Below are 22,123 nucleotides of genomic sequence, written 5' to 3' on the forward strand. Positions count from 1 at the left end.
GCACGGGACCAGCCAGGCGGCGGCCCACGTCAGCGGAGCCGCCGCCATGCTGCTGGCCCGCCACCGGGAGTTGCTCGGCCGCCCGGAACGCGTGAAGGAGATCCTCTGCGCCACGGCGACCGACCTCGCTCGCGAACGCCACTTCCAGGGCCATGGACTCGTCGACGTGCTGCGTGCCGTGCAGTCCGTCTGACGGGCCGAACCACCAGCCAGGCAGGTTGACATGTATACCTTCGATTTCCTCGACGCCAAGCACGGCGACTGCTTCCTCGTCCGCTGGGGCACATCCGACGAGCGGGTCATGCTCGTCGACGGCGGTCCCGGCGGCGTCTACCGGGCCTCGCTCCGCGGCCGGCTCCAGCAGCTCGGAACGCCCGGCGGCGACGCCCCGCCGCACCTCGACGTCGTATGCCTGTCCCACGTCGACGACGACCACGCCGACGGGCTCGTACGGCTCTTCCGCGACATGAGGCAGGCCCAGCAGGACGGGGACGCCCTGCCGTACGCGGTGGACGCCCTGTGGTTCAACTCCGTGGAGGAACTCGTCGACAAGCGCGCCCCGGGGCTGAGCGCGTCCGTCAAGCCGCTCCTCGAACGCGCCGCCACCGACGCGGCGGTCGCCGCCAGCTACCAGCAGGGCCGCGACATCCGCAACGCGGCCGGCGCCCTGCACCTGGACGGCAACGCCCCGTTCGGCGGGCCGCTCACCGAGGGCGCCGAGGCCACCCTCGGCGACCTGGACGTCACGGTCGTCGCGCCCGACGAAGCGGCGCTGGAGGAACTGGAGGAACGCTGGCGCAAGGCGAAACAGCGCGGCGACCCCGACGTCATCACGGCGGCGTACTCCGACTCGTCGGTGCCGAACCTCTCCAGCATCGTCCTGCTGCTGCGCCACGAGGACCGCACCGCGCTGCTCACCGGCGACGCCCGCGGCGACCACATCCTGACCGGGCTGCGCGATCTCGGCCTGCTCGACGACTCGGAACCGCTCCACGTCGATCTGCTGAAGCTGCCGCACCACGGCAGCGACCGCAACGTGGAAGCCGGCTTCTTCGAGCAGGTGCGGGCCGACCACTACGTCGTGTCCGCCGACGGCATCCGCCACCACCATCCGAACGAGGACACCCTGCGCTGGCTCGTCGAGTCCCGGGCACCGGACGACGAGTACGTCATCCACCTGACCAATCACATCCCGTTCGCCGAGGAGGAACTGACGCGACTGAGCGAGGGCCGCGCCTTCGACGTCGACGTCCGGGAGCCCGCCGAGCAGGCGCTCGTCGTCACGATCGGAGACCGGCCATGACCTCCGCCCGGCATGCCCCCGCCCCGCCCGCGCCCCCGGCCGAGACCGTGACGGCCGCCGGTCCCGGATGGATCGTCGACTCGCCCGCCGTCGGCACCGGCCTCGTGGCCCGCCCCTGCGGTGACAGCCTCCGCCCGGCCGAACCGCCCGCCACGGCACACCCGGTCGCGCTCGCGATGTCCGGCGGAGGATTCCGCGCCACCCTCTCCGCACTCGGCTTCATCCGGCTGCTCGCCGACACCGGGCTGCTGTCCCGGCTGCGCTACTCCTCCTCCGTGTCCGGCGGTTCGATCGCCAACGGCTGCCTGGCCACGGCCTGGCCCGCGCTGCGGCAGGAGGGCTTCACCGCGCGTGCCGTGGACGAGCTGGTCATCGCACCGGTCGTCGACCGTGTTTCCACTCGCTCCCTCAAGCGTGCCCTGCTGCGCGGACTGTGGCGGACCCTCGGCCCCACGACCCGCACGGACCTCCTGGCCAGGCGCCTGGACGAGTGGTTCTTCGAGAAGGCCGAACTGGAGCGGCTGGACCCGCAGGTGCGCTGGATCGTCAACGCGGCCAACCTGACCACCGGTGCCCGCTTCACCTTCGAACGAGACGTGTACGGCGACTACACCATCGGGCTCGTTCCCACGACCGGCACGCGGCTGCGGCTGAGCCGGGCCGTGTCCGCCTCCGCGGCGGTGCCCGGCGCCTTCCCGCCCGTCGTCCTCGACCGACGCCCCTTCCCGTGCGCCACCCACCCGCCCGCGCTGCTCGACGGCGGTACGTACGACAACACCGGCCTGGAGGCCATCGACGGGGACCGCTACCGCCACACCTTCCTGTGCGTCCTCAACGCCGGAGGACTGCTGCGCCCCGGTCTGTACGGGCGCGTCCCCGTCGTCCGCGACCTGGCCCGGGCGAACTCACTGCTGTACCGGCAGAGCACCACGCTGCGGACCCGGGACGTCGTCGACCGCTTCGAGCAGGCTAGAGGCGCGGGCCCGGACGGCGAACTGCCGCGCGGTGCCCGCCGGGGAGTCCTCGTCCAGCTCTCCACCGACTTCCCGGCCGACGGCCCGGACGCCCTGCGCCGCTGGCGCGCGGCCTTCGCCGAACACCCCGCCTTCGACGACCGGCACCTGGCCCTCGTCCCGACCGTCTTCGACCGACTCGACCCGGGCCTGTGCCGGGCCCTGGTCCACCGCGGCTGGTGGCTCGGCGGCGCGGCCCTGGCGACCTACCACCCGGAGTTGCTGCCGTCCGACCTGACGGCCCTGCGCCCGCCGCGACTCTGACCGAGAGCCTGTGCCCGTGCCGGTCACCTCAGCCCTTCGGCCACCGCACGGCCCGTCTTCTTCGCCGTCAGGTACCGCGGCAGGCTGTGCGGCTCGAGGCCGTTGTCGTGCGACCGGTCGACCACCGCGCCGAACCGCGGGGCGAGTTGGTGGACGACCGCCACCACATCGCCCGGGTCCGTGATGGCCACTCGGGGTGCTCGCACAGCGTCTCGTACGCCACGACCGACCACGACTCGCGCGTCAGCGGATCGGCGCGTACACCACCCCCAGCTTGTCGACCTCGTCTCCCGCGCGGCCCGTGAAGCCCACGATCTGCCGGCCGGCGGGGGCCGTGAAGGTCTTCGCGTCGGACGTGGCCGTGCCGGCGGACAGGCTGCGGCCCTTGTCGGTCGTGAACGCCGCCGAGAACAGACGTGTACGGCCGTCCTTCTGGCCCTGCGTGAGCTTCACCGAGGTCAGGTGCTCACCGGCCGCCAGCGCCAGGGACGTCGCCGTACCGCCCGTGCCGCCGTGGCTGAGCGTCGTACCTCCGTCGTGGGTGAGGGACACCGCGTCGAGGCGGGCGTTGCCGCGCAGGGTCAGCGTGCGCGGGGCCGGGGTCGCCGGCAGGTCGTCCGCGTCGTTGAAGGCGGTGCCGTGCGGGCCGCCGAAGAAGTCGCTCGCGCGCAGGGAGGAGTTGAGCGTGTAGGAGAAGTCGACCGTGTGCGGGAAGTGGTCGGAGAGGTTGGCGCCGGCCGGGTCGAGGAAGGACGCCCATACGTTGCTGTAGCGGGTCGCGTCGAGGCTGAGCAGCTTGCTGCCGCGGTAGAGGACCTTGTCCACGACCTCGCAGTCGTTGGTGGGCGCTGTCGCGGGGCAGACGAGCGCGTCACTGCCCTGGGCCGGGGGTGTCCCGCCCTTCACCCGCTGGACCCATGCGTCGGTGAGGCCGTTCTCGCTCAGGAGCGTGCGGATGTTGTCGCCGGAGCGCGTGTACCGCGTGTTCGTGTCGCCCATGACGATCACCGCGTTGCCCGCGGAGTTCGCCTGGATGAAGTCGGAGAGCTGCTCGACGTTGGCCCGGCGGGCGGCGAGCGCGTCGTCCGAGTCGTCCGCGTTCGTGTGCACGTTGTAGAGGTCCACGAAGACGCCCTCGGCGAGCCGCACCCGCGCCAGCGAGAAGCCCTTGGGGGTGAGGCAGTTGGTGCCGGTGCACTTGTTCCACTTCACCCGCTCGAAGTCCTCGAAGGGAAGGTCCGAGAGGGTGTTGAGACCGTCGCCGAAGGGGACACCGCCGCTGGTCGCGGTGCGGTGGGCGTGGTCGTCGCCCGCGTACAGGGCGGCGTGGTAGTTGAAGTCCTCCTGCACATTGACGATGTCGTACGCCCCGAGGCGAGGGGAGATCAGCGGCGTGTTCTTCTCCGGATTGCCGGAGCTCAGGCCCTCGGGAAGGCCCGCGACGTTGTAGGTGAGGACGTTGAAGGAGCCGGAGTCCGCGGCGACGGCGGGGGTCGCGGCGGTAGTGGCAAGACCCGTGACGGCCAGGGCGGCGGCCATGAGGGTGCCGATCAGTCTCTTCATGGGGGGTGTCTCCGGTCGGGGAGGGGCGGAGGGGGAAGAAAGGTGAACGGTGCTCAGGTTCGGGGGCAACACCCTTGGTACGCAAGGGAAGTCGGGAAAACAGTGGGAGACGCTCCGGCGTCAGGAGTGACGCAGCAGCTCCAGGTCGGTGCCCCAGGAGTCGAGGACCTCACCGTGCCCGGCCTTCCGCGCCGCCTCCTCGATGTCGGTGAAGAGCGCGCGCTGTGTGTCCGGGTCGCCGTCGGAGAGCAGGCGTTCCACGACGGGCAGGAGCCGGTCCGCCTCCCACCGCCGGTCGCCCAGCGGGCTCCGCTCCAGCTCCCACCGCAGGTACTTGTTGTAGGGCCGGACACGGCGGTGCAGCGCGAAGAGCACCTCCAGGGCGTACGGGACGGACTCTGCGGCGTCCAGGTGGCCCATGGCCGGGTGGCCGTCGCGGTAGCTCTTCAGGGACCGGTAGGTCTGGTTGACGTAGGCGTCGAGCCAGCCGTCGACCGCGGCCCGGGCCTCTTCGGCGCCCAGGCTCCGCTTCTCGTCGAGGATCCGGGCGATGGCCCCGTCGAGCCGGTCGAGCAGCACCTCGGCGTGGACGTAGGAGTAGCGCGCGAAGTGATCGGGCCGGCCGGGCATGCCACGGGTCCGGAACTCCGCCAGCGGGATGACCACGAGGTCGAGGTGGGCGGAACGGAACCAGTCCAGCTCGGCGAGTTCGGAGGCCTGCCGGTCCCGGAGGATCACGTGCAGGTCGTAGTCGGAGTGGACCGTCGGCATGCCCTCGTGGACCCGGGAGCCGCTCAGGACCAGGCCCACGACTCCGGGATCCTCGGCGGCCCGTGCGGTGAAGGCCGCGAGTGTGTCGTCAGGGGTGTTGCCCAGGACGATGTGCATGGTGATCTCTCCCTGTGAAAACGGACACGGCAAAGCGAGTTCGTTGCGCGTCTGCGGTGTCCGGGACACCGCGGGAGAGATCAGCTCACGGTGCGGACGATAGCCCGCCCGCACCGCCCACCCCTAACGGTTTTCCGCCTACGCCTGCGGATTGAGCCCGTCTGAGAGCCCCTGGTACGCCGGCTTCGCCCCGTAGCTCTCGGTGTACGGCAGAGCCGCCCCGTACCCGTTGAACGTGCCCGGCACCCAGGAGTACTTGTCGGTGATGCCCCAGACCGTGACGCCCGCGCAGCGCGGCACGCCCAGGCAGTTCTCCGTGGCCGTCTTGTAGTCCGTGGACTGCTGGGCCAGCTCGGCCGACGACGCCGGCAGCGGGATGCGGACGTCGAGTTCGGTGATCGACACCTCCAGGCCGAGGTCGGAGAAGCGCTTCAGGTTCGCCTTCATCGACGCGGGGAGCTGGCCGACGACGAAGTGCGCCTGGAAGCCGACGCCGTGCAACGGCACGCCCTGCGCGAGGAGTTGCCGCGCCAGGTTGTACAGGCCGTCGCTCTTCGCGTTGTCCGCCTCGATGTTGTAGTCGTTGATGTACAGCTTGGTGTTCGGGTCGGCCGCGTGTGCCCAGCGCAGCGCGTTGGCGATGTACCCCGAGCCGAGCTTGCTCTGCCAGAGCGAGTTGCGCATCGAGCCGTCCTCGTTGAACGCCTCGTTGACGACGTCCCAGGCGTAGATCTTGCCCTTGTAGCGGCCGAGGGTGGTGTCGATGTGCTTCTTGAGGATCGTGTTGAGCTCGGACCCCGAGAAGTTGCCGTTCGCCAGCCAGGACGGATTCTGGTTGTGCCAGACCAGGGTGTGGCCCCGTACTCCCTGGTTGTGGGCCGCGGCATGGTTGACCAGCCGGTCGGCGGCGGCCCAGTTGTAGCTGTTCCGGCTGGGCTCCAGCGCGTCCCACTTCATGGCGTTCTCCGCCGTCACCGAGTTGAACTCCCGGTTCAGGACGGTGGTGTAGGCCGCCTCGGTGCGCAGCGGCCCGTCGGCGACCGCCGCGCCCATCCGCGCGCCGCGCGCGTCGGCGTAGCCGCGCAGCGTGGTGGCGGCGGAGGCGTCCGGAGTGAACTGCGGGAGCGCCACGGCCGCGGTGGCGACCAGTGCGCCCGCGGCGGCGAGCGTGAGCGGACGGAAGGCGCGGCGGTGGCCTCTTGCGGAGTGCGGCACGGCTCCTCCTGTGGGGGTGGGGACGCGGGTGCGACACCCTCCGGTCGCCGCGGCCGGCCGTAAGGTTGCCGTGCATCGGCGACGGGGGAGGGCGCATGACGTACGAGGCGGCACGGCGCGAGGACGAGCCCGGCAGCGGCACGCCCTCGGACGCCGGCGACGACGGCTTACGCGGCACCCGCCCGCTGTGGCGGCAGCGGGACTTCGGGACCTTCTGGACCGCGCAGACCCTCTCCGTCCTCGGCGACTCCTTCGCCCTGATCGCCCTTCCGCTGCTGGTCCTGGAGGCCACGGGCTCGGTCGCGCGGATGGGGCTGCTGACCGCGGTGGGCGGGGCGGCGTCGGTCCTCGCGGCCGTGTTCGCCGGGGCGGTGGTGGACCGGGTGGATCGGCGCCGGCTGCTCATCACCTGCGACCTCGTGCGCATGGGGCTGTACGGGGTGATCCCGCTGGTGTGGCTGTTCGGCCCGCAGATCTGGCTGCTGTACGTGGTGCTGCCGCTGTGCGAGGCCGTCGGCATGCTGTTCGCGGTCGGCTACGTCACCGTCGTACGGGGCCTGGTCGGCACCGAGCAACTCACCGAGGCCAACGGCCGGTTGAACGCCACGGCTGCCGCCGCGGGCGTCCTCGGGCCGCTGTGCGCGGGGCTGGTCGCCGCCTGGTCCGGCCCGGCCGCGGCCGTCGGCGTGAACGCGGCCAGCTTCGGGGTGTCGGCGACGCTCCTGTTCTTCGTACGGTTCCGCAAGCGCGCTCCGGACGAACAGCCGGGCAAGCGCACCGGCCTGTGGCAGGACCTGCGCACCGGCATCGCCTTCCTCTACGGCCACCCCGTGCTGCGCTCGCTCACCGTCCTGCTGTTCGTCTTCAGCTTCCTCACCCTCGGTATCCACGACCTGGTCATCTACCACCTCAAGCACGACCTCGGCCGGGACGACGGCACGGTCGGCACCGTCATGGCCGCCGGCGCGCTCGGCACCATCACCGGCGCCCTGCTCGTGGCCCGGATCCGCCGCCGCCTCGGCTTCGGGCCGACGTGGACCGGCTCGGTCGCGGGCTGCGGCCTCGCCTTCGCCGGTCTCGGCTGGGCCCGTGACGTGCCCGTGGTCGCGGTGCTGTGCGCCGCCTTCCTCGCCTGTGCCGCCATGGGAGGCACCTGCTCGTTGTCGCTCCGCCAGGAGGTGACCCCGGAACACCTCCTGGGCCGGGTCACCTCCGCGTTCTGGACCCTGCACTACGCGGCGGCACCGATCGGTGCCGCCGTGCTGACCTGGGCCGCGGAGGAACAGGGCACGGCGCCGGTCGCCCTGGCCGCCGGAGCGACCTGCGTCCTGCTCGCCGTGGCCGCCCTGTTCACCCCGATCCGCGGGTCGGGCCGGACCGTCAGCCGTTGACCCCGCTGTAGTGCCGCAGACTCCACCGCCACAGCACCCGCGCACCCAGATACGCCAGCAGCCCGAGCAGCGGTGAGGCCGCCGCCAGCCAGTACGGCACACCGGTCGTATGCCCGTGGCCGGTCAGTACCGCCGCCGGGAAGAAGGCGACGAACGCGAGCGGGAGGCCGTAGGTCAGGAAGCCGCCCACGGCCTTGGGCAGGACGTTCAGCGGGTAGCTGCCGAACGTGCCGAGGAGTTCCTCCAGCCAGCGGCCCCAGTAGTCGGCCGCAGGGAAACGCAGGGCCGCGCTGGCGACGACCGTGAACAGGGCCGCCTCCAGCAGCATGCCGCCCAGCACGGCCGCGATCAGATACGTGATCCGGCCCGCCGTCCAGTCCAGGTCGCTGCGTGACAGCGCGCCCACCATCAGGCCCGCCGCGACCGTCAGGTCCCCGATGGCGTTGGTGGGGAAGTAGGCGAGCTGGATCTGCCGGTGCACCGGCATGGGACGCATCAGGTAGATGTCGATGCGGCCTTCCTGGATCTGCCGGCCGGCGAAGTGCACCCGCCCCAGCAACAGCACGAACAGACCGTGCGCCAGCATGCGCGTCGCCGGGATCAGCAGCACGTCCGAGCTGTCCCAGCCGCCCATCCCGGCGAACCGGGTCAACAGCACCGTGGCGAACACGATCACCGACACCTGCCAGATCGCCCCGATCGCGATCATCAGCAGGAACTCGGTGCGGTACTCCATCTGCGCGCGGAAGTTGAGCGCCGTCACGCGCCACACGATCCGCAGAGCCTTCAACGACATCTCAGCCTCCCTGCGAGATCACGCGCCGGGCGGCCCGCCGCCACAGCAGCCGGGTGAACAACGCCAGCACCACGACCCAGGCGGCCTGGACGGAGAGCTGGAAGGCCGCGTCGGACAGGGGGATCCGGCCCACGTACAGCGACAGCGGCACGCTCAGCGTGGCCTGGAAGGGCAGGAAGGCGCTCATCGTCACGAACCAGTCCGGGAAGAACCACAGCGGCGCGTACACCCCGGACAGCAGGTTCTGCGCGAACAGCAGGATGAGCATCGCGGCGTTGTTGCGGATCGTCCAGAAGCACAACTGGTCGAGCACGAGCATGACGTAGTACAGGACCCACTGGCCCAGCAGCATGCTGAGCACGAACACTCCGGCCACGGCCGCCGAGCGGGGCGGCTCGACGATGCCCGCGGCCAGACAGACCAGGTACCCGGTCAGCGCCCACGCGAGTCCGTACAACTGCTCGCCGGCGGCCCGCAGGGCGTAGTAGCGCTGCGGCGGCAGCGGGCGCAGGTACCAGTAGACGATGGTGCCCAGGTGCATGTGCTGGAGGACCGTGTCCCGGCCCGTGTACTGGTCCAGCTCCCGCAGCCGGGACGCCAGTACGGCCAGCACGGCGTAGGTGACGGCCTGGTCGCGGCTCAGGCCGGCGGTCGTGCCGGAATGCGCGTACAGGCCGCGCCACAGCGACCAGACCAGTACCACCTGTACGGCCAGCCGCAGCGCGACGGCCGTCATCCGGGGCGGGGCGTTCAGCTCGCCCAGCGGGGTGACGCGGGCGGCGCGCCAGGCGTGCAGCACGGCCATGTCAGACCTCCCCGGCATGCACGTACGCGGCCCGCATCACGTCTTCCAGGTCCGCCTCGTCCAGGGCGATGTCGGTCACCTCGTACCGCTCGATCACCGCCTTGAGCGCCTGGTGGACGGTGGGCGCGTCCGCCCCGTCGGGGCCGAAGACGACCTGTGCGCCGGTCTGCCGCAGCAGTGTGATCCCGGGCGGCGGCACGACCTCGGCGTGCGGGTCGGCGAGGGTCGCCCGCACCTGCCACGTGGAGCCGAACTTTTGGCGGATCTCGTCGAGGGTGCCGTCCAGGACCAGCCGGCCGTGGTTGACCAGCACCACCCGCTCGGCGAGCCGCTCGACCTCCGTCATGTCGTGCGTGGTCAGCAGGACCGTACGGCCGCGCTGCTCCACCTGGTGGCGCAGGAACTCCCGCACCTGCTCCTTGACCACCACGTCCATGCCGATGGTCGGCTCGTCGAGGAAGACCACCGGCGGATCGTGCAGCAGGGCGGCGGCCAGGTCGCTGCGCACCCGCTGGCCGAGGGAGAGATGGCGGACCCGGGTGTCCCAGAAGGACGACAGGTCCAGGATCTCGTCGAACTCCTTCAGCCGGGCGGCGTGCTCGGCCTTCGGCACCTCGTAGATGTCCCGCAGGATCGCGAACGACTCGCGCACCGGCAGATCCCACCAGAGCTGGGTGCGCTGCCCGAACACCGCGCCGATGTTCCGCGCGTTGCGCTCCCGCTCCTGGTACGGCACGACGCCCGCGACCCGGGCCTCGCCCGAGGTGGGGGTGAGGATGCCGGTCAGGATCTTGATGGTGGTGGACTTGCCGGCGCCGTTCGGGCCGAGCAGGGCGAGGAGTTCGCCCGGGGCCACGTCGAAGGTGATGTCGGCGACGGCGTGCTTGGCCACCCGCTCGGGGTTGACGAGTGAGCGGACGGCGCCCAGGAAACCGGGGCGGCGGACGGTGGTGTGAAAGGTCCGGGACAGCCCGCGGACCTCGATGGAGACACTCAATTGACCCACCCACTTCCATGTGGTGAACACAGGTACGGCCGGTCGGCTTCGAGGGCCGACCGGCCGCGGATGACGTCCCGACACTGTCGGAATGTCGATCAATTGGTCAATCGATTAAACGATTTCTTACCTGGCGTTCTTCTCAACCGGGGGTCGAGTCAACCGGTGGTCGAGAACACGAACGAGAACTCCGTCGGCTCCGCCTTCAGGAAGTACTGCGGCAGCGGACCCGGGCCGCACGACTGCGAGCCGATGCCGTGCTGCCCGTGGTCGAGGTTGACCCACACCGTGTCGCCGGCCGTGAGGTCGGTGCGGTGCCGGGCCGCTTCGAGCTGCTCGGTCGTCCAGCGCCGCGCGGTGAACCAGAACTCCGGGTCGCCCTCGATCCGCAGCCCGCCGAGCTCCACCCAGCGGACATCGGCCCGGGCGCCGTTCTCCTGCGGACGGACGTACGGGGTCTGCAGCCCGTCCACCGTGGACTGCCAGCGGCCCACCATCGACGCCGTCCCGGTGTCCGGGTACGCCTCGCCCGGACCACCGCCGAACCACTCCACCCGGTCGGCCTCCGGCAGTCCGAAGCGGACACCGAGCCGGGGCAGCGGCACCGCCCAGTCGCCCTCCGGGGTCACGGACACGGACAGCCGCAGCCGCTCGCCGTCGGACGTCCAGCGGTACACCGTGTCCAGGCCGACCTCGCGGGCCGCGGGCGCCACCCGGGTCCGCACCGTCAGGGCATCGTCGCCGGCCTCGACCGAGACCAGACGGTGCTGCATACGGTGCAGGCCGAGCGTGCGCCACAGCATCCCGTAGCGGGTGTCGGTCTGCCATTCCGCGCCGTCGTCGTTGTCGGTCGGCGCCCGCCACACGTCCAGCCGCGGTGCCGCGCCGACCGCCACCCCGCCGATCGAGCGCAGGGCGCCGGTGCGGGGGTCGAACTCGGCGGGGCCGAGGGTGATCCGGTCCGGGCCGGCCACCGGCCGGTCACTCGCGGGGAAGGACGGCAGCGGCCGCGCCCCCACGGCGAACTGCCCCCAGGCCACGACATGGTCCTTCGGGGCCCAGAGCGTGTCGTCCGCGAGCAGCGCCCGCACCGTCCACTGGCGCTCGCCGCCCCGGCCGTCCGCGGGCGGCTCCGGCAGCTTCACCTCGGCGCTCTCGCCCGGCACGAGCACCGGCACCGCCAGCGGGCCCGACTCGACGGTCTCGCCGTCCACCTGGCACGACCACTCGAAGGCCAGCGCGGACAGGTCGGCGAAGTCCTGCTTGTTGGTGATCCGCACGGTGCCGTCGGCGCCGTCGCCCTCGATGTGGACCGGCTCGATGACCTTCTTGTACTCGATCAGGCCCGGCGACGGCGTCCGGTCCGGGAAGACCAGCCCGTCGCAGACGAAGTTGCCGTCGTGCAGCTCCTCGCCGAAGTCACCGCCGTAGGCGTAGCCCAGCTCGGCGTGCTGGACACCGTGGTCGATCCACTCCCAGATGAACCCGCCCTGGAGCCGCTCGTGCTTCTCGAACAGCTCCTGGTAGTCGGCGAGTCCGCCCGGGCCGTTGCCCATCGCGTGCCCGTACTCGCACTGGATGAAGGGGAGTTCCCGGCGCTTGCCGGTACCGCCGTCGAGCCGCTGCCCGATCTTGTCGACCTCGTCGTGGAAGGCGTACATCCGCGAGTACACGTCCGTGTCGCGGCAGTTCCAGTCGCCCTCGTAGTGCACCAGCCGCTCGGGGTCGCGGTCGTGGATCCACTCGGCCATCGCGGTGAGCCCGCGCCCGGTGCCGGCCTCGTTGCCCAGCGACCAGAACACCACCGACGGGTGGTTCTTGTCCCGCTCGACCATCCGCTCCGCGCGGTCCAGCAGGGCCGGGGTCCAGCGGTCGTCGTCGACCGGGTTGTCCCGCCAGTCCTGCTCGGTGAAGCCGTGGGTCTCCAGGTCGCACTCGTCGATGACCCACAGGCCGTACTCGTCGCACAGGTCCAGGAAGGCCGGGTGCGGCGGGTAGTGCGAGGTGCGCACGGCGTTGAGGTTGTGCCGCTTCATCAGCAGCACGTCCTCGCGCATGGTCTCCAGGTCGAGCGCACGGCCCATCGTAGGGTGCCACTCGTGCCGGTTGACGCCCTTGAAGAGGACGGCCTTGCCGTTGACCTTGATGAGCCCGTCCTCGAGGGCGACGGTCCGGAAACCGATCCGCAGCGGCACCCGCTCGCCCTCGGTGGCCAGCACACCGTCGTACAGCCGAGGCGTCTCGGCGGTCCACGGCTCGACGGCCACCGTCACCGGCTCGCCGGTCGCGACATCGATGTCCAGGGCCGGGACGGTCACCCGCCCCTCGACGTCGGAGTCGACACGCAGGGTGCCCTCGCCGGTGGTGTGGTCGTACGACGCGTGCACGAAGAAGTCGCCCGCACTGCCCGCCGGGCGGTGCAGCAACGTCACGTCACGGAAGATGCCCGGCAGCCACCACTGGTCCTGGTCCTCCAGGTACGAGCCCGCCGACCACTGGTGCACCCGCACCGCCAGGACGTTGCCGCCCGGCTTCAGCAGATGCCCGACCGCGAACTCGTGCGCCAGCCGGGAGCCCTTGAACTCGCCGAGCTCCGTGCCGTTCAGCCAGAGGCGGGCGCAGGACTCGACGCCGTCGAACCGCAGCACCGCCCCGCCGTCCGACGGCCAGTCCGACGGCAGGTCGAAGACGCGCAGATGGTCACCGGTCGGGTTCTCCGTCGGGACGTGCGGCGGGTCCACCGGGAAGGGGTAGAGGTGGTTGGTGTAGATCGGGGACCCGAACGCCCCGTCGCCCTGGAGGACCCAGTGCCCGGGGACCGTGACCTCGGCCCAGCCCTGGGCGTCGTAGCCCTCCTCGGCGAACGAGTCGTCCTCGGCGTCGATCGTCGCCGACAGCCGGAAGCGCCAGCTGCCGTTCAGCGACAGGGACGTGGCGTCCGAGGACGCGTACCAGGCACGGGCCGGGAGGGCCCCGCTGCCCGGGGAGACGTCCTCGACATAGTCGGCGGTGGTGCGGAAAGACATCGGTCTCCTAGCTCAGCCCTTGATGCCGGTCTGGGCGATCCCCTGCACCAGCCAGCGCTGGAGGAAGAGGAAGACGAACACCAGGGGCAGGATGGAAATGGCCGTGGCCATGAAGATCAGGTGATAGTTGACGGTCTGGTTCGTCATGTACGACGACAGCGCCACCTGGACCGTCCAGGCGCTCGGGTCCTGGCCGATGACCAGGGGCCACAGGAAGGCGTTCCAGCCGTTGATGAAGGTGATCGTGGCGATGGCCGCGAAGAAGTTCAGCGAGTTCGGCACGACGACACGCCAGTACGCGCCCCAGTAGCCGAGCCCGTCCACGCGCGCCGCCTCCTCCAGCTCCTTGGGGAACCCCAGGAAGTACTGCCGGAACAGGAAGCAGGTGAAACCACTGAAGAGCCCCGGGATGATGAGACCCCGGTAACTGTCCACCCAGCCGAGGGACGAGACGAGGACGAAGCTCGGCACGAAGGTGACCGCCGTCGGAACCATCAGCGTGGCGAGAACGGCGTAGAACACCTTGTTGGCGTGCTTGTAAGGGATCCGGGCGAGGCCGTACCCGGCCAGCGAGCAGATCAGCAGGATGCCCGAGGTGTGCAGGACGGCGACGACGACGGAGTTCCACAGGGATTGGGCGAAGTCGACGGTGACGTCGTTGAAGGGTTCGGTGATGTTGCCCCACTGGATGGAGGTGGGGAACCACTTCCACTCCTCGCCCGTGATCTCCTGGTCCGTCATCAGCGCGTTGCGGACGATCAGATAGAAGGGGATCAGGAAGAGCAGGGCCGCGATGCCGGTCGCGATGTACAGACCGGTGTTGCCGAGGACCCCGCCGCCACGCTTGGCCTTGGCAGCCGGCTTCGCGCCCTTGCGGATGTCGGGTGCTGTGGTGGTCACTTGGCCTCCTCACCCCTTCCGAAGCCCATGATCTTGCCCTGGAGCAGTGTGACGATGCAGATGAGCAGGGTCAGCACGACCGCGCCCGCGCTGCCCGCGCCGTAGTTCTGGTTGTTGCCGAGGGCCATCTTGTACAACTCGACCAGGGGCGGCTGGCCCCAGGTGGCCTTGGAGAGCAGGTTGAAGAACTCGTCGAAGGCCTGGTAGGCGGCGACGAGCAGGAGCAGGATCACCGCGGTGGACGTGGCTCGCAACTGGGGCAGCGTGATGTGCCGGAAGGTCTGCCAGCCCGGCTTGGCCCCGTCGATGGAGGCGGCCTCGTACAGCTCCCGCGGGATGTTCTGCAGCGCCGCCAGGAAAAGGATCATGAAGAAGCCCGACTGGAGCCAGAGGCGGACGGTCACGATGACCAGCCAGTACCAGGGCGGATCGGGGTTGGCCAGCCAGGCGACGTTGTCGATGCCGAACCAGCCGATGACGGTGTTGGCCAGGCCGAAGCGGACGCCGTTGAAGATGGACATCTTCCAGATCAGCGAGGCGGCGACATAGCTGACCGCGGTCGGCAGGAAGAAAACCGACCGGAAGAACGCCCGCATGAACCGAAGCCGGTTCACCAGCAGCGCCAGGCTCAGCGACATGGCCCACGTGGCGGGCACGATGAACGCGGCGAACACGGTGAACGTGACGAGCGAGTTCCGGAAGTTCGTGTCCGTCAGGATCTGCTTGTAGTTGTCGAAGCCGACGAACTCGCTCGGCGTGACGGTGAAGCGTGCCTCGAAGAAGCTGAGCCAGATGCTCCAGCCGATGGGCACGAAGACGAAGATCACCAGGCCGATCAGGAACGGGCCGGTGAAGAGCCAGAAGTTGAAGGTGCTGCTCGCCCTCAGGCCCCGCCTCGGCCGGGTCTTGGAGACCTTGGCCGGGGCGGGCTGGGCGACCCCGCGTGTGGTGGTGGTCGACATGTCGTGGTCCGTCCGCCGGGCCTAACCGAACAGCTTCTTGAGCTCGGCGTCGACCTTCTTCTCGGCGGCCGCGAGCTGGGCCTTGGGGTCGCCGCCCTTGCGGACGGAGTTCGCCATGACGTCGTTGATCGCGGCGATCATGGCCTGGGTCCAGCCGATGTTGTCGAAGTGGCCGAACTCGTTGAAGAGCTTCACGCCCTCGGCCGGCAGGCCGGACTTCAGCTTGGAAGCGGACTGGGCGAGGGAGGTGCGCGGCGGGATGTGGAAGCCGTAGGAGGTGGCGAAGTCCTCCTGGTACTTCTTCTGGTCGATCCACAGCCACTTGACGTATTCCTTGGCCGCCTCGACGTTGTCGCCCTTGGCGTTGACGAACATCGACCAGCCGCCGTTGTAGACCGACTCCTTGCCGGCGGAACCGATCTTCGGGAAGGGGAAGATGCCGATGTCGTCGCCGAGCGCCTGCTGCATGGCCGGCATGGCCCACATGCCGCACCACTGGATCGCGGTCAGGCCCTGGTTGAAGGCCGACGGGTCCCAGGAGTCGGCGGGGGCGTCCAGGAGCAGGTTGCCGCTGGTGAACAGGCCACGAAGCTGCTTGAGGCCGTCGGCCACGGCGTCGGTGTTGAAGGCGGGCTTGTTGTCCGCGGTGAGGGTGTCGGCGCCGGCCGACCAGATCACGTTGTGCTGGATCGAGGTCAGGTCGTTGCCGAGGAAGATGCCCTTGACCTTGTTGGTGGTCAGCTTGTCGGCGGCCTCGATCAGCTCTTCCAGCGTGGTCGGAACCTCGATCTTCGCCTTCTCGAACAGCGAGGGCCGGTAGAAGAGGAACTGCGGGTCGTCGATCATCCGGATGCCGTATATCTTGCCGTCGACCGTGTGCGACTTGATGTCGGCCGGGTTGAAGTCGTCCTTGACGGGCTCGATGATGTCGGTCAGGTCGGCCACCTGACCGCTCTTGACGAGCTGGATCTGCGGGTGGAACTCGAAGACGTCCGGCGCGTTCTTGGTGAGCAGCGCGGCGAAGAGCTTCTGCTCGTAGTTGTTGCCGGTGATCCACTGCGTGGTCACGTTGGCGTCCTTGTAGGCCTTGGCGTACTTCTTGACGGCCTGCTCGACGCCGGCCTCGCCGTACGCGTGGAAGTACTGGGTGAGGCCGTCGCCCGACCCGGACCCACCGCCCCGGCCGGTGTTGCTGCCGCACGCGGCGAGTCCGCCGGCGGCGGCCAGGCCCATCGCGGCCCGCAGTACGGTTCGGCGGTCCCAGTTCATGTTGCTCGATGCCGACATGCTGACGTCCTTGTCTCGAGTGCGGCTGCGGCTCTTCGGCTCACTGCCTGTTGGCTCACGGGCCCGGGGGCTCGTTGCCAGATGGCTCAAAGAGAGGTGCGGTGCGGGACGCTAGAGCTTCGGCTAAGGCTTCGGCAAGGGGTTGGACGAAGTCTGTTCGAAGCGTTGTGTCCGGTTCGTGATTTCGAACAAGCGTGAGTGGCGGAGGAGTTCCTTCCGCCGCTACGAGGGTGGTGCGGCGGCGGTACGGCTCCTCACGGGGGCGGTGCGTTTGCCGTTCTTCTGCCCGACGGCCTGGAGCGCGCCCTCCAGCGCGAACGTCGCCGCGCCCAGGCACACCGGGTCGGTGGGGATCGGGGAGAGGACGATCTCGGTGGCGGCCAGCGGCCGCGGCAGCGCGTGCCGGGTCACGGCCTCGCGCACCTCGTGCAGCAGCGGTTCGCCCAGGGTGCGGGCGACCCAGCTGCTCAGCACGACGATCTCGGGGTTGAACAGGTTCACCAGGTCCGCGACGCCGGCGCCCAGATAGCGGGCGGTCTCGTGGACGGCCCGGCGTGCCACCGGGTCGTCCGCCGCGATGCCGCGGGCCAGCGCGTCGATGGTCGCCGTCTGGTCCTCCGCGTGCAGCAGCGGGCTGTCGGGGCCGATCTCCCGCAGGTTCAGCATGATGCCGCGCGCGCCGACGTACGTCTCCACACAGCCGTGGTTGCCGCAGCGGCACAGCCGCCCGTCCAGCACCATCGTGGTGTGGCCCCACTCGCCGGCGCTGTTGCTCACGCCGCGGTGCAGCCCGCCGCCCAGGACGAGCCCGGCGCCCACGCCGGTCCCGAGGTTGACCACCACGGCGTTCCCGGCCCCGCGCGCGGCCCCGAACCACAGCTCGGCGACCGCGCTGGCGCGCAGCGGGTTGTCCAGGTAGAGCGGGTAGGCGATGTGCTCTGTGAGCAGGTCGAGCAGCGGTACGTCGTGCCAGTCCCAGTTGGGCGCGTACTCCGAGATGCCGGTGGCGCGGTCCACCTGCCCCGGCACGCTCACACCGACCCCGAGCACCCGGGCGCCCTCGATGCCGGCCTGGGTGACCACCGAGCCGACGGCGGCGGCCACATGGCCGACCACCTGCTCGGGCAGGCTCTCACTCGCGCGGACGTCCTCCTCGGCGCGGGCCAGGACGTTCAGCCCCAGGTCGAACAGCTCGACATGGACGTACGTCTCGGCGATGTCGACGCCGATCAGCGCGCCGCCCGAGGCGTTGACCGCCACCAGGCCCCGGGGCCGGCCACCGGCCGAGTCCTCGAAGCCGACCTCCGTGATCATGCGGAGGTCGAGCAGCTCGCCCACGAGCGTGGCCACCGTGGCGAGGCTGAGGCCGGTCGCGGCCGCCAGCTCCTGCCGGGAGGTGGGTGACTCCGCGATGATCTGGCGCAGCACCTCGTAGCGGTTCGCGGTGCGGATGTCGCGTGATGTGCGCTTCACCGGGGTGCCCCATTCCTTCCCAGACCGGCCCTGGCCGGGGTCGGCATCGGCACCGGCGCGGCGCAAGGCTATGGGCTGGCGGGACTTTCGACAAGGGGTTTGGAAAGGGGCTTTATAAAGTGCGCTCCTGGTGGGACCGGTGGCGGCCGACCGTGGCCTGTTCATGATGCCTCAGGGGGCGGGCGGGGCGGGTCGCGGGAGGGGTGTGTCAGTCCCCGTGCTCGACGGTTCCGCTCGCGGGACACGCCGCCGCAGCGCTCCGGGTGCTCGCGCTCGCGACCGCGGCCGCCAGTTGCCGCTGCACCTGCTCCGGCAGTGTGGTTCCGTGGGCGGCACCCACCAGCTCCTCGGCCAGCCGGCGCAGCTTGGTGTTGGTGTTCTGGGAGGTCCGGACCAGCACGCTCCAGGCCGCCTCGGGGCTCAGTCCGAAGGAGGCCATCAGGATGCCGCGGGCCAGATCGATGGTCGGCCGGGTCTGCATCGCCCGTCGCAACTGGGCGACTTCGGCCCGCAGGTCCTGGTCGGCGTCGGCCTGACGGGAGACAACACGGGCGGGCGGAGGGACGGGGTTCGTCAACAGCTCACGGGTGCCGGTCAGATCGAGAACCCGCTCGACCGAGCGGCCGCCGGAGCGGACGGCGACCGTCTTGTCCAGGTCGAGGGCGCGCATGCGCAGATCCAGCAGCACGTTGAGGCCCGAGCAGTCGCAGAAGCCGACCGCGTCCAGGCGCAGGTCGATGCCGCTGCCCGACAGCGTGAGGATGTCGTACAGGTCCGGCAGGAGCCGTCGGCTTCCCAGGTCCAGTTCCCCCCACAGGGTCACGGTCATCCGGTCGCCGTCCGGTGCGACGTCCATGGTCGCCATGCACGGCGGGATCGCCGCCGGTGCGTTGTCGCCCGCCATGGATGCGGCGCCCTCCAGTGCGCGAGGCCGCGCAGGGTACGCAGGCTCCGGCATGGCCTTCTTCTCCCTTGTCCGTTCGCCCTGCCTCCGTGTCCAGCGTTGCCTCTCTACCCCACACACGTCAACCGATACATGAAACGAAGTACGTGTTTTTGAGTGCGTGAACCCCGGGTCGCTAGAGTTGGGGCATGGATGGAGTGCCCGAGCCACACACCGGATGGACGTTCATCACCAACCACGCCCGGGTGCTGGCGACCATCGCCGACAATCACAGCGCCCGTATCCGGGACATCGCCGCCCACTGCCGGCTCACCGAACGCGCCGTGCAGAAGATCATCGCCGACCTGGAGCAGGACGGATATCTCTCCCACACCAAAGAGGGCCGCACCAACACGTACCGGATCGACCCCGGCAAGGTGCTGCGCCACCCCGCCGAGGCCGGTCTGACCGTGGCGTCACTGCTCTCCCTGCTAGTCCAGGCCGAGGCCGACCGCGTCACCGCCCCGGGCGGCAGGTCGCACGCCGAGGCCTGACCTCCCGGCCGCCCCGGGGCCCACAGGCCCTACGCCGTCGCCAGCACCTCCCGTACGAAGGCGTTGGCGAACTTCCCCTCCGGGTCCAGCTCCCGCGTCAGCGCACGGAAGTCGTCCAGCCGCGGATACAGCCCGCCCAGGACGGACGCGGGCACGGTGAACACCTTTCCCCAGTGCGGCCGCGCCCCGAAGGGCTCCAGCGCCTCCTCGACCCGCCGCACCACCGGCAGCACCGCCCGTGTGTCCTCGACCCAGGTGAAGTGCGCCGCGACGGTGTCCCGGCCGTGGGACGGGCTCAGCCACTGGTCGTCACCGGCGACCGTACGCACCTCGCAGGTCTGCAGAACGGGGGCGACCGTCTCCCGGATCGCGTCGAGCGCGCGCAGCATCTCCACGGCGTGCCCGCGCGGCAGCAGATACTCCGACTGCAGCTCCGCCCCGCTGCTCGGGACGAACTCCGCCCGGAAGTGCGGAAGTCGCTCGTGCCACGGCCCCGGCACACCGAACTGCTCGGTGCAGTTCACCGCGGGCATGCCCGGCACCGGGTGCATCTTCTCGGCGGCGGGAGCGGCCCAGGGGAAGGCCGGCAGGGCCTGGTCGGTGCGCCGCTTCAGCCACACCTGCCGGAAGCCCGGCGCACGCCAGTCGGTGAAGAGGCTGACGCTGTACCCCGTCGCCATCACCGTCTCGAACGTCCCGGAGTCCATTCCCCGCAGCGGCAGTTCGGTGAAGACATGCTGTTCGACCTCGAAGGCGGGCTCCAGGTCGAGGGTGAGCGCGGTGACGACACCGAGTGCGCCGAGCGAGGTGACGGCCCCGCCGAAGCGCTCCTCGTCCCGTCCTATCGTCACCGTCGAGCCGTCCGCCGTGACCAGTTCCACCTCGCGTACGACCGTCGAGAGCGGGCCGTTGAGGACCCCCGAGCCATGGGTGCCGGTGGCGACCGACCCGGCCACCGAAATGTGCGGCAGGGACGCCATGTTGTGCAGCGCCAGACCCTGCCCGTGCAGCCGGCGGGCCAGCTCCGCGTAGCGCACGCCGCCGCCGACGCGGACCGTGCGGGCCGCGGTGTCGACGTCCACCTCCGGCGGCAGACCGGCCAGCGACAGCAGGACGCCCTCGGCGCCCGGCTCGGCGATCTCGTTGAACGAGTGTCCGCTGCCCAGCACCCGCACCCGGTCGCTGTCCGCGACCAGCGCGCGCAGTGCGGTGAGCGAGCCCGGCCGGTGCAGCTCCTTGGCCGCGTAGGTGATGTTGCCCGCCCAGTTGGTCACGGTCCCGTTCATCCACGTCGTCCTTTCCCCGAGGCTGTGGGGACTGCAAGCCCCTGCCGGAACCTACCTCGGCCCGGTGTCCATTGCTCCAGCCGCCCGGCCCGGCCTACCGTGGAGACATAGTAGAGAGCGTTTTCTATCGCCTCAGTTCCGCCGCCGAGCCGGAAGGTCACCTCCTTGAGCCAGCGCCCCCAGGCACTGTTCGCCATGGCCGCCGAGAACGTGCCGCAGGTCTTCCCGCCCGAGGTGCTGGCGCGGCTGCGGGAGTCCGTGGACATCGATCCCGCCCTCGTGGCGCAGGACTTCACCGACCCGCGTGTGCGCGGCGCGCTGGCCCGGACCGAGATCCTGGTGACCGGCTGGGGCTGCCCGCGGCTCGACGAGACGGTCCTCGACGCGGCTCCCCGGCTGCGCGCCGTACTGCACTCGGCCGGCTCGGTGAAGTCCTTGGCCACCCCCGGGATCTGGCGGCGCGGCATCGCCGTCTCCTCGGCCGCCGTCGCCAACGCGCTGCCGGTCGCCGAGTACACCCTCGCCATGATCCTGCTCGCCGGGAAGGACGTCCTCGCCGCGCGCGACCGGATGCGCACGTCCCGCACCTCCTCCGGCTGGGGCATCGTCCCCGGCATCGGCAACTACGGCCGCCGCGTCGGCGTGATCGGCGCCTCCCGTATCGGCCGCCGCGTCCTCGAACTGCTCCGCCCCTTCGATCTGCGGCCCGCCCTCACCGACCCGTACGTCGACGAGGCGGAGGCCGCCGCGCTGGGCGTCCCCCTCCTGGAGCTGGACGATCTGCTGCGCACCTCCGACATCGTCACCGTCCACGCCCCCGAGACACCCGAGACCCATCACCTGATCGGCCGCCGCGAGCTGGCCCTGATGCCCGACGGGGCGGTGCTCGTCAACACCGCGCGCGGCGCGCTGGTCGACCACGACGCCCTCGTGGCGGAACTGCGCGCCGGGCGCCTGACCGCGATCCTCGACGTCACCGACCCCGAGCCGCTCCCCGCCGACTCACCCCTCTACGACCTGCCCGGCGCCTTCGTCACCCCGCACCTCGCGGGCTCCCAGGGCAACGAACTGGCCCGCCTGGGCCAGACGGTCGCCGAGGAGGCGGAACGGCTGCTGGCCGGAGAGAAGCCGGCCTACGCGGTCGAACTGGCGGCGCTGGAGCGCGAGGCCTGAGGACGCGCTTCGTCAGCAGTGCCGGTATGTGCTGGCATCGGCGGAATTGATCCGGTTCGGATCGGCCGCAGCCAGTCGGCTGTCGTGTGCTTGTCTGCCCCGCCGGGTTGCCGGGGGTCCCGGTGGGCGGGTGGGCGTGCGCGGTCCGGCGGATCGCCCGATGCGGTCGGCCGGGCGGGCAGCTCCGCTGGGGTGTGACGGTCGCGCGCGGGCGGGCCTGGCGCTGATGTTCGACTGCCGTCGGTCGGCCGTCGTGCGCTTGCCCGTCGGGCTGCCGGCCCCTATGGGCCGGGCGGGGTGCGTGGCCCGGCGGGCCCTCGCCGATGTGGCCGGCTGTGACAGGG

The 22,123-nt window shown here is 70.6% G+C and carries 20 protein-coding genes; 6 read left to right on the forward strand and 14 right to left on the reverse strand.

Annotated features, from left to right (window positions below):
• From ACFTZL_RS17620 to ACFTZL_RS17630, 3 genes are all read left to right on the forward strand, one after another.
• Positions 1-193: S8 family serine peptidase (locus tag ACFTZL_RS17620; protein ID WP_382583074.1), on the forward strand; the 193-nt coding region annotated here is incomplete at its 5' end.
• Positions 194-223: 30 nt separating this feature from the next.
• Positions 224-1,303, forward strand: coding sequence for a ComEC/Rec2 family competence protein (locus ACFTZL_RS17625; protein WP_382583077.1), 1,080 nt, complete (start codon positions 224-226; stop codon positions 1,301-1,303).
• Positions 1,300-2,580, forward strand: a complete 1,281-nt coding sequence (locus ACFTZL_RS17630) for a patatin-like phospholipase family protein (protein ID WP_382583080.1) — start codon at positions 1,300-1,302, stop codon at positions 2,578-2,580. The genes ACFTZL_RS17625 and ACFTZL_RS17630 overlap by 4 nt, the downstream gene beginning before the upstream one ends.
• Before the next feature lie 23 nt (positions 2,581-2,603).
• Here ACFTZL_RS17630 and ACFTZL_RS17635 read toward each other — a convergent pair whose 3' ends face one another.
• The 4 genes from ACFTZL_RS17635 to ACFTZL_RS17650 form a co-directional block, all read right to left on the reverse strand.
• Positions 2,604-2,786, reverse strand: coding sequence for a hypothetical protein (locus ACFTZL_RS17635; protein WP_382583082.1), 183 nt, complete (start codon positions 2,784-2,786; stop codon positions 2,604-2,606).
• 37 nt (positions 2,787-2,823) lie between these two features.
• Positions 2,824-4,143 (reverse strand): jacalin-like lectin, encoded by a 1,320-nt coding sequence (locus ACFTZL_RS17640; protein ID WP_382583085.1) that lies wholly within the window; start codon positions 4,141-4,143, stop codon positions 2,824-2,826.
• Between the two features lie 120 nt (positions 4,144-4,263).
• Positions 4,264-5,031 carry a hypothetical protein gene (locus ACFTZL_RS17645; RefSeq protein ID WP_382583088.1) on the reverse strand — a complete coding sequence of 256 codons (768 nt, stop codon included), beginning with the start codon at positions 5,029-5,031 and terminating at the stop codon, positions 4,264-4,266.
• Between the two features lie 138 nt (positions 5,032-5,169).
• Positions 5,170-6,246, reverse strand: a complete 1,077-nt coding sequence (locus tag ACFTZL_RS17650; protein WP_382583091.1) for an endo-1,4-beta-xylanase — start codon at positions 6,244-6,246, stop codon at positions 5,170-5,172.
• A 95-nt stretch (positions 6,247-6,341) separates the two neighbouring features.
• Here ACFTZL_RS17650 and ACFTZL_RS17655 point away from each other — a divergent pair, with 95 nt between their 5' ends.
• Entirely contained in the window at positions 6,342-7,637 is a 1,296-nt protein-coding gene (locus ACFTZL_RS17655) for an MFS transporter (RefSeq protein WP_382583094.1), read from the forward strand.
• Here ACFTZL_RS17655 and ACFTZL_RS17660 read toward each other — a convergent pair.
• The 9 genes from ACFTZL_RS17660 to ACFTZL_RS17700 form a co-directional block, all read right to left on the reverse strand.
• Positions 7,627-8,433, reverse strand: coding sequence for an ABC transporter permease (locus ACFTZL_RS17660; protein ID WP_382583097.1), 807 nt, complete (start codon positions 8,431-8,433; stop codon positions 7,627-7,629). The genes ACFTZL_RS17655 and ACFTZL_RS17660 overlap by 11 nt on opposite strands.
• Position 8,434: 1 nt before the next feature.
• Positions 8,435-9,238, reverse strand: a complete 804-nt coding sequence (locus tag ACFTZL_RS17665; protein WP_382583100.1) for an ABC-2 family transporter protein — start codon at positions 9,236-9,238, stop codon at positions 8,435-8,437.
• A gap of 1 nt (position 9,239) precedes the next feature.
• On the reverse strand, positions 9,240-10,235 hold the full coding sequence (locus ACFTZL_RS17670) for an ATP-binding cassette domain-containing protein (protein ID WP_382583102.1): 996 nt from the start codon (positions 10,233-10,235) through the stop codon (positions 9,240-9,242).
• A 158-nt stretch (positions 10,236-10,393) separates the two neighbouring features.
• The gene (locus ACFTZL_RS17675) at positions 10,394-13,261 is read right to left on the reverse strand and encodes a glycoside hydrolase family 2 TIM barrel-domain containing protein (protein WP_382583105.1); all 2,868 of its coding nucleotides are present in this window, start codon (positions 13,259-13,261) and stop codon (positions 10,394-10,396) included.
• Positions 13,262-13,273: 12 nt separating this feature from the next.
• On the reverse strand, positions 13,274-14,161 hold the full coding sequence (locus ACFTZL_RS17680; protein ID WP_382583108.1) for a carbohydrate ABC transporter permease: 888 nt from the start codon (positions 14,159-14,161) through the stop codon (positions 13,274-13,276).
• Positions 14,158-15,123 carry a carbohydrate ABC transporter permease gene (locus ACFTZL_RS17685; RefSeq protein ID WP_382583111.1) on the reverse strand — a complete coding sequence of 322 codons (966 nt, stop codon included), beginning with the start codon at positions 15,121-15,123 and terminating at the stop codon, positions 14,158-14,160. Before ACFTZL_RS17685 ends, ACFTZL_RS17680 begins: the two co-directional genes overlap by 4 nt.
• A gap of 21 nt (positions 15,124-15,144) precedes the next feature.
• Positions 15,145-16,410 (reverse strand): ABC transporter substrate-binding protein, encoded by a 1,266-nt coding sequence (locus ACFTZL_RS17690; RefSeq protein ID WP_382583114.1) that lies wholly within the window; start codon positions 16,408-16,410, stop codon positions 15,145-15,147.
• A 222-nt stretch (positions 16,411-16,632) separates the two neighbouring features.
• The gene (locus ACFTZL_RS17695) at positions 16,633-17,883 is read right to left on the reverse strand and encodes an ROK family transcriptional regulator (RefSeq protein WP_382583116.1); all 1,251 of its coding nucleotides are present in this window, start codon (positions 17,881-17,883) and stop codon (positions 16,633-16,635) included.
• Positions 17,884-18,091: 208 nt separating this feature from the next.
• A complete protein-coding gene (locus ACFTZL_RS17700) occupies positions 18,092-18,787 on the reverse strand; it encodes an ANTAR domain-containing protein (RefSeq protein ID WP_382583119.1) in 696 nt (231 codons plus the stop codon).
• A 188-nt stretch (positions 18,788-18,975) separates the two neighbouring features.
• Between ACFTZL_RS17700 and ACFTZL_RS17705 the strand changes: the two genes are divergently transcribed.
• The gene (locus tag ACFTZL_RS17705) at positions 18,976-19,320 is read left to right on the forward strand and encodes a helix-turn-helix transcriptional regulator (RefSeq protein ID WP_382583122.1); all 345 of its coding nucleotides are present in this window, start codon (positions 18,976-18,978) and stop codon (positions 19,318-19,320) included.
• A gap of 29 nt (positions 19,321-19,349) precedes the next feature.
• On the opposite strand, the gene ACFTZL_RS17710 is transcribed toward ACFTZL_RS17705, so the two are convergent.
• Entirely contained in the window at positions 19,350-20,606 is a 1,257-nt protein-coding gene (locus tag ACFTZL_RS17710) for a D-arabinono-1,4-lactone oxidase (protein ID WP_382583125.1), read from the reverse strand.
• Between the two features lie 165 nt (positions 20,607-20,771).
• Between ACFTZL_RS17710 and ACFTZL_RS17715 the strand changes: the two genes are divergently transcribed.
• Entirely contained in the window at positions 20,772-21,779 is a 1,008-nt protein-coding gene (locus ACFTZL_RS17715) for a hydroxyacid dehydrogenase (protein ID WP_382583128.1), read from the forward strand.
• The last annotated feature ends 344 nt before the right edge of the window (positions 21,780-22,123 follow it).

The organism is Streptomyces sp. NPDC056948 (assembly GCF_042674225.1).
Classification (GTDB): Bacteria; Actinomycetota; Actinomycetes; order Streptomycetales; family Streptomycetaceae; genus Streptomyces; species Streptomyces purpurascens.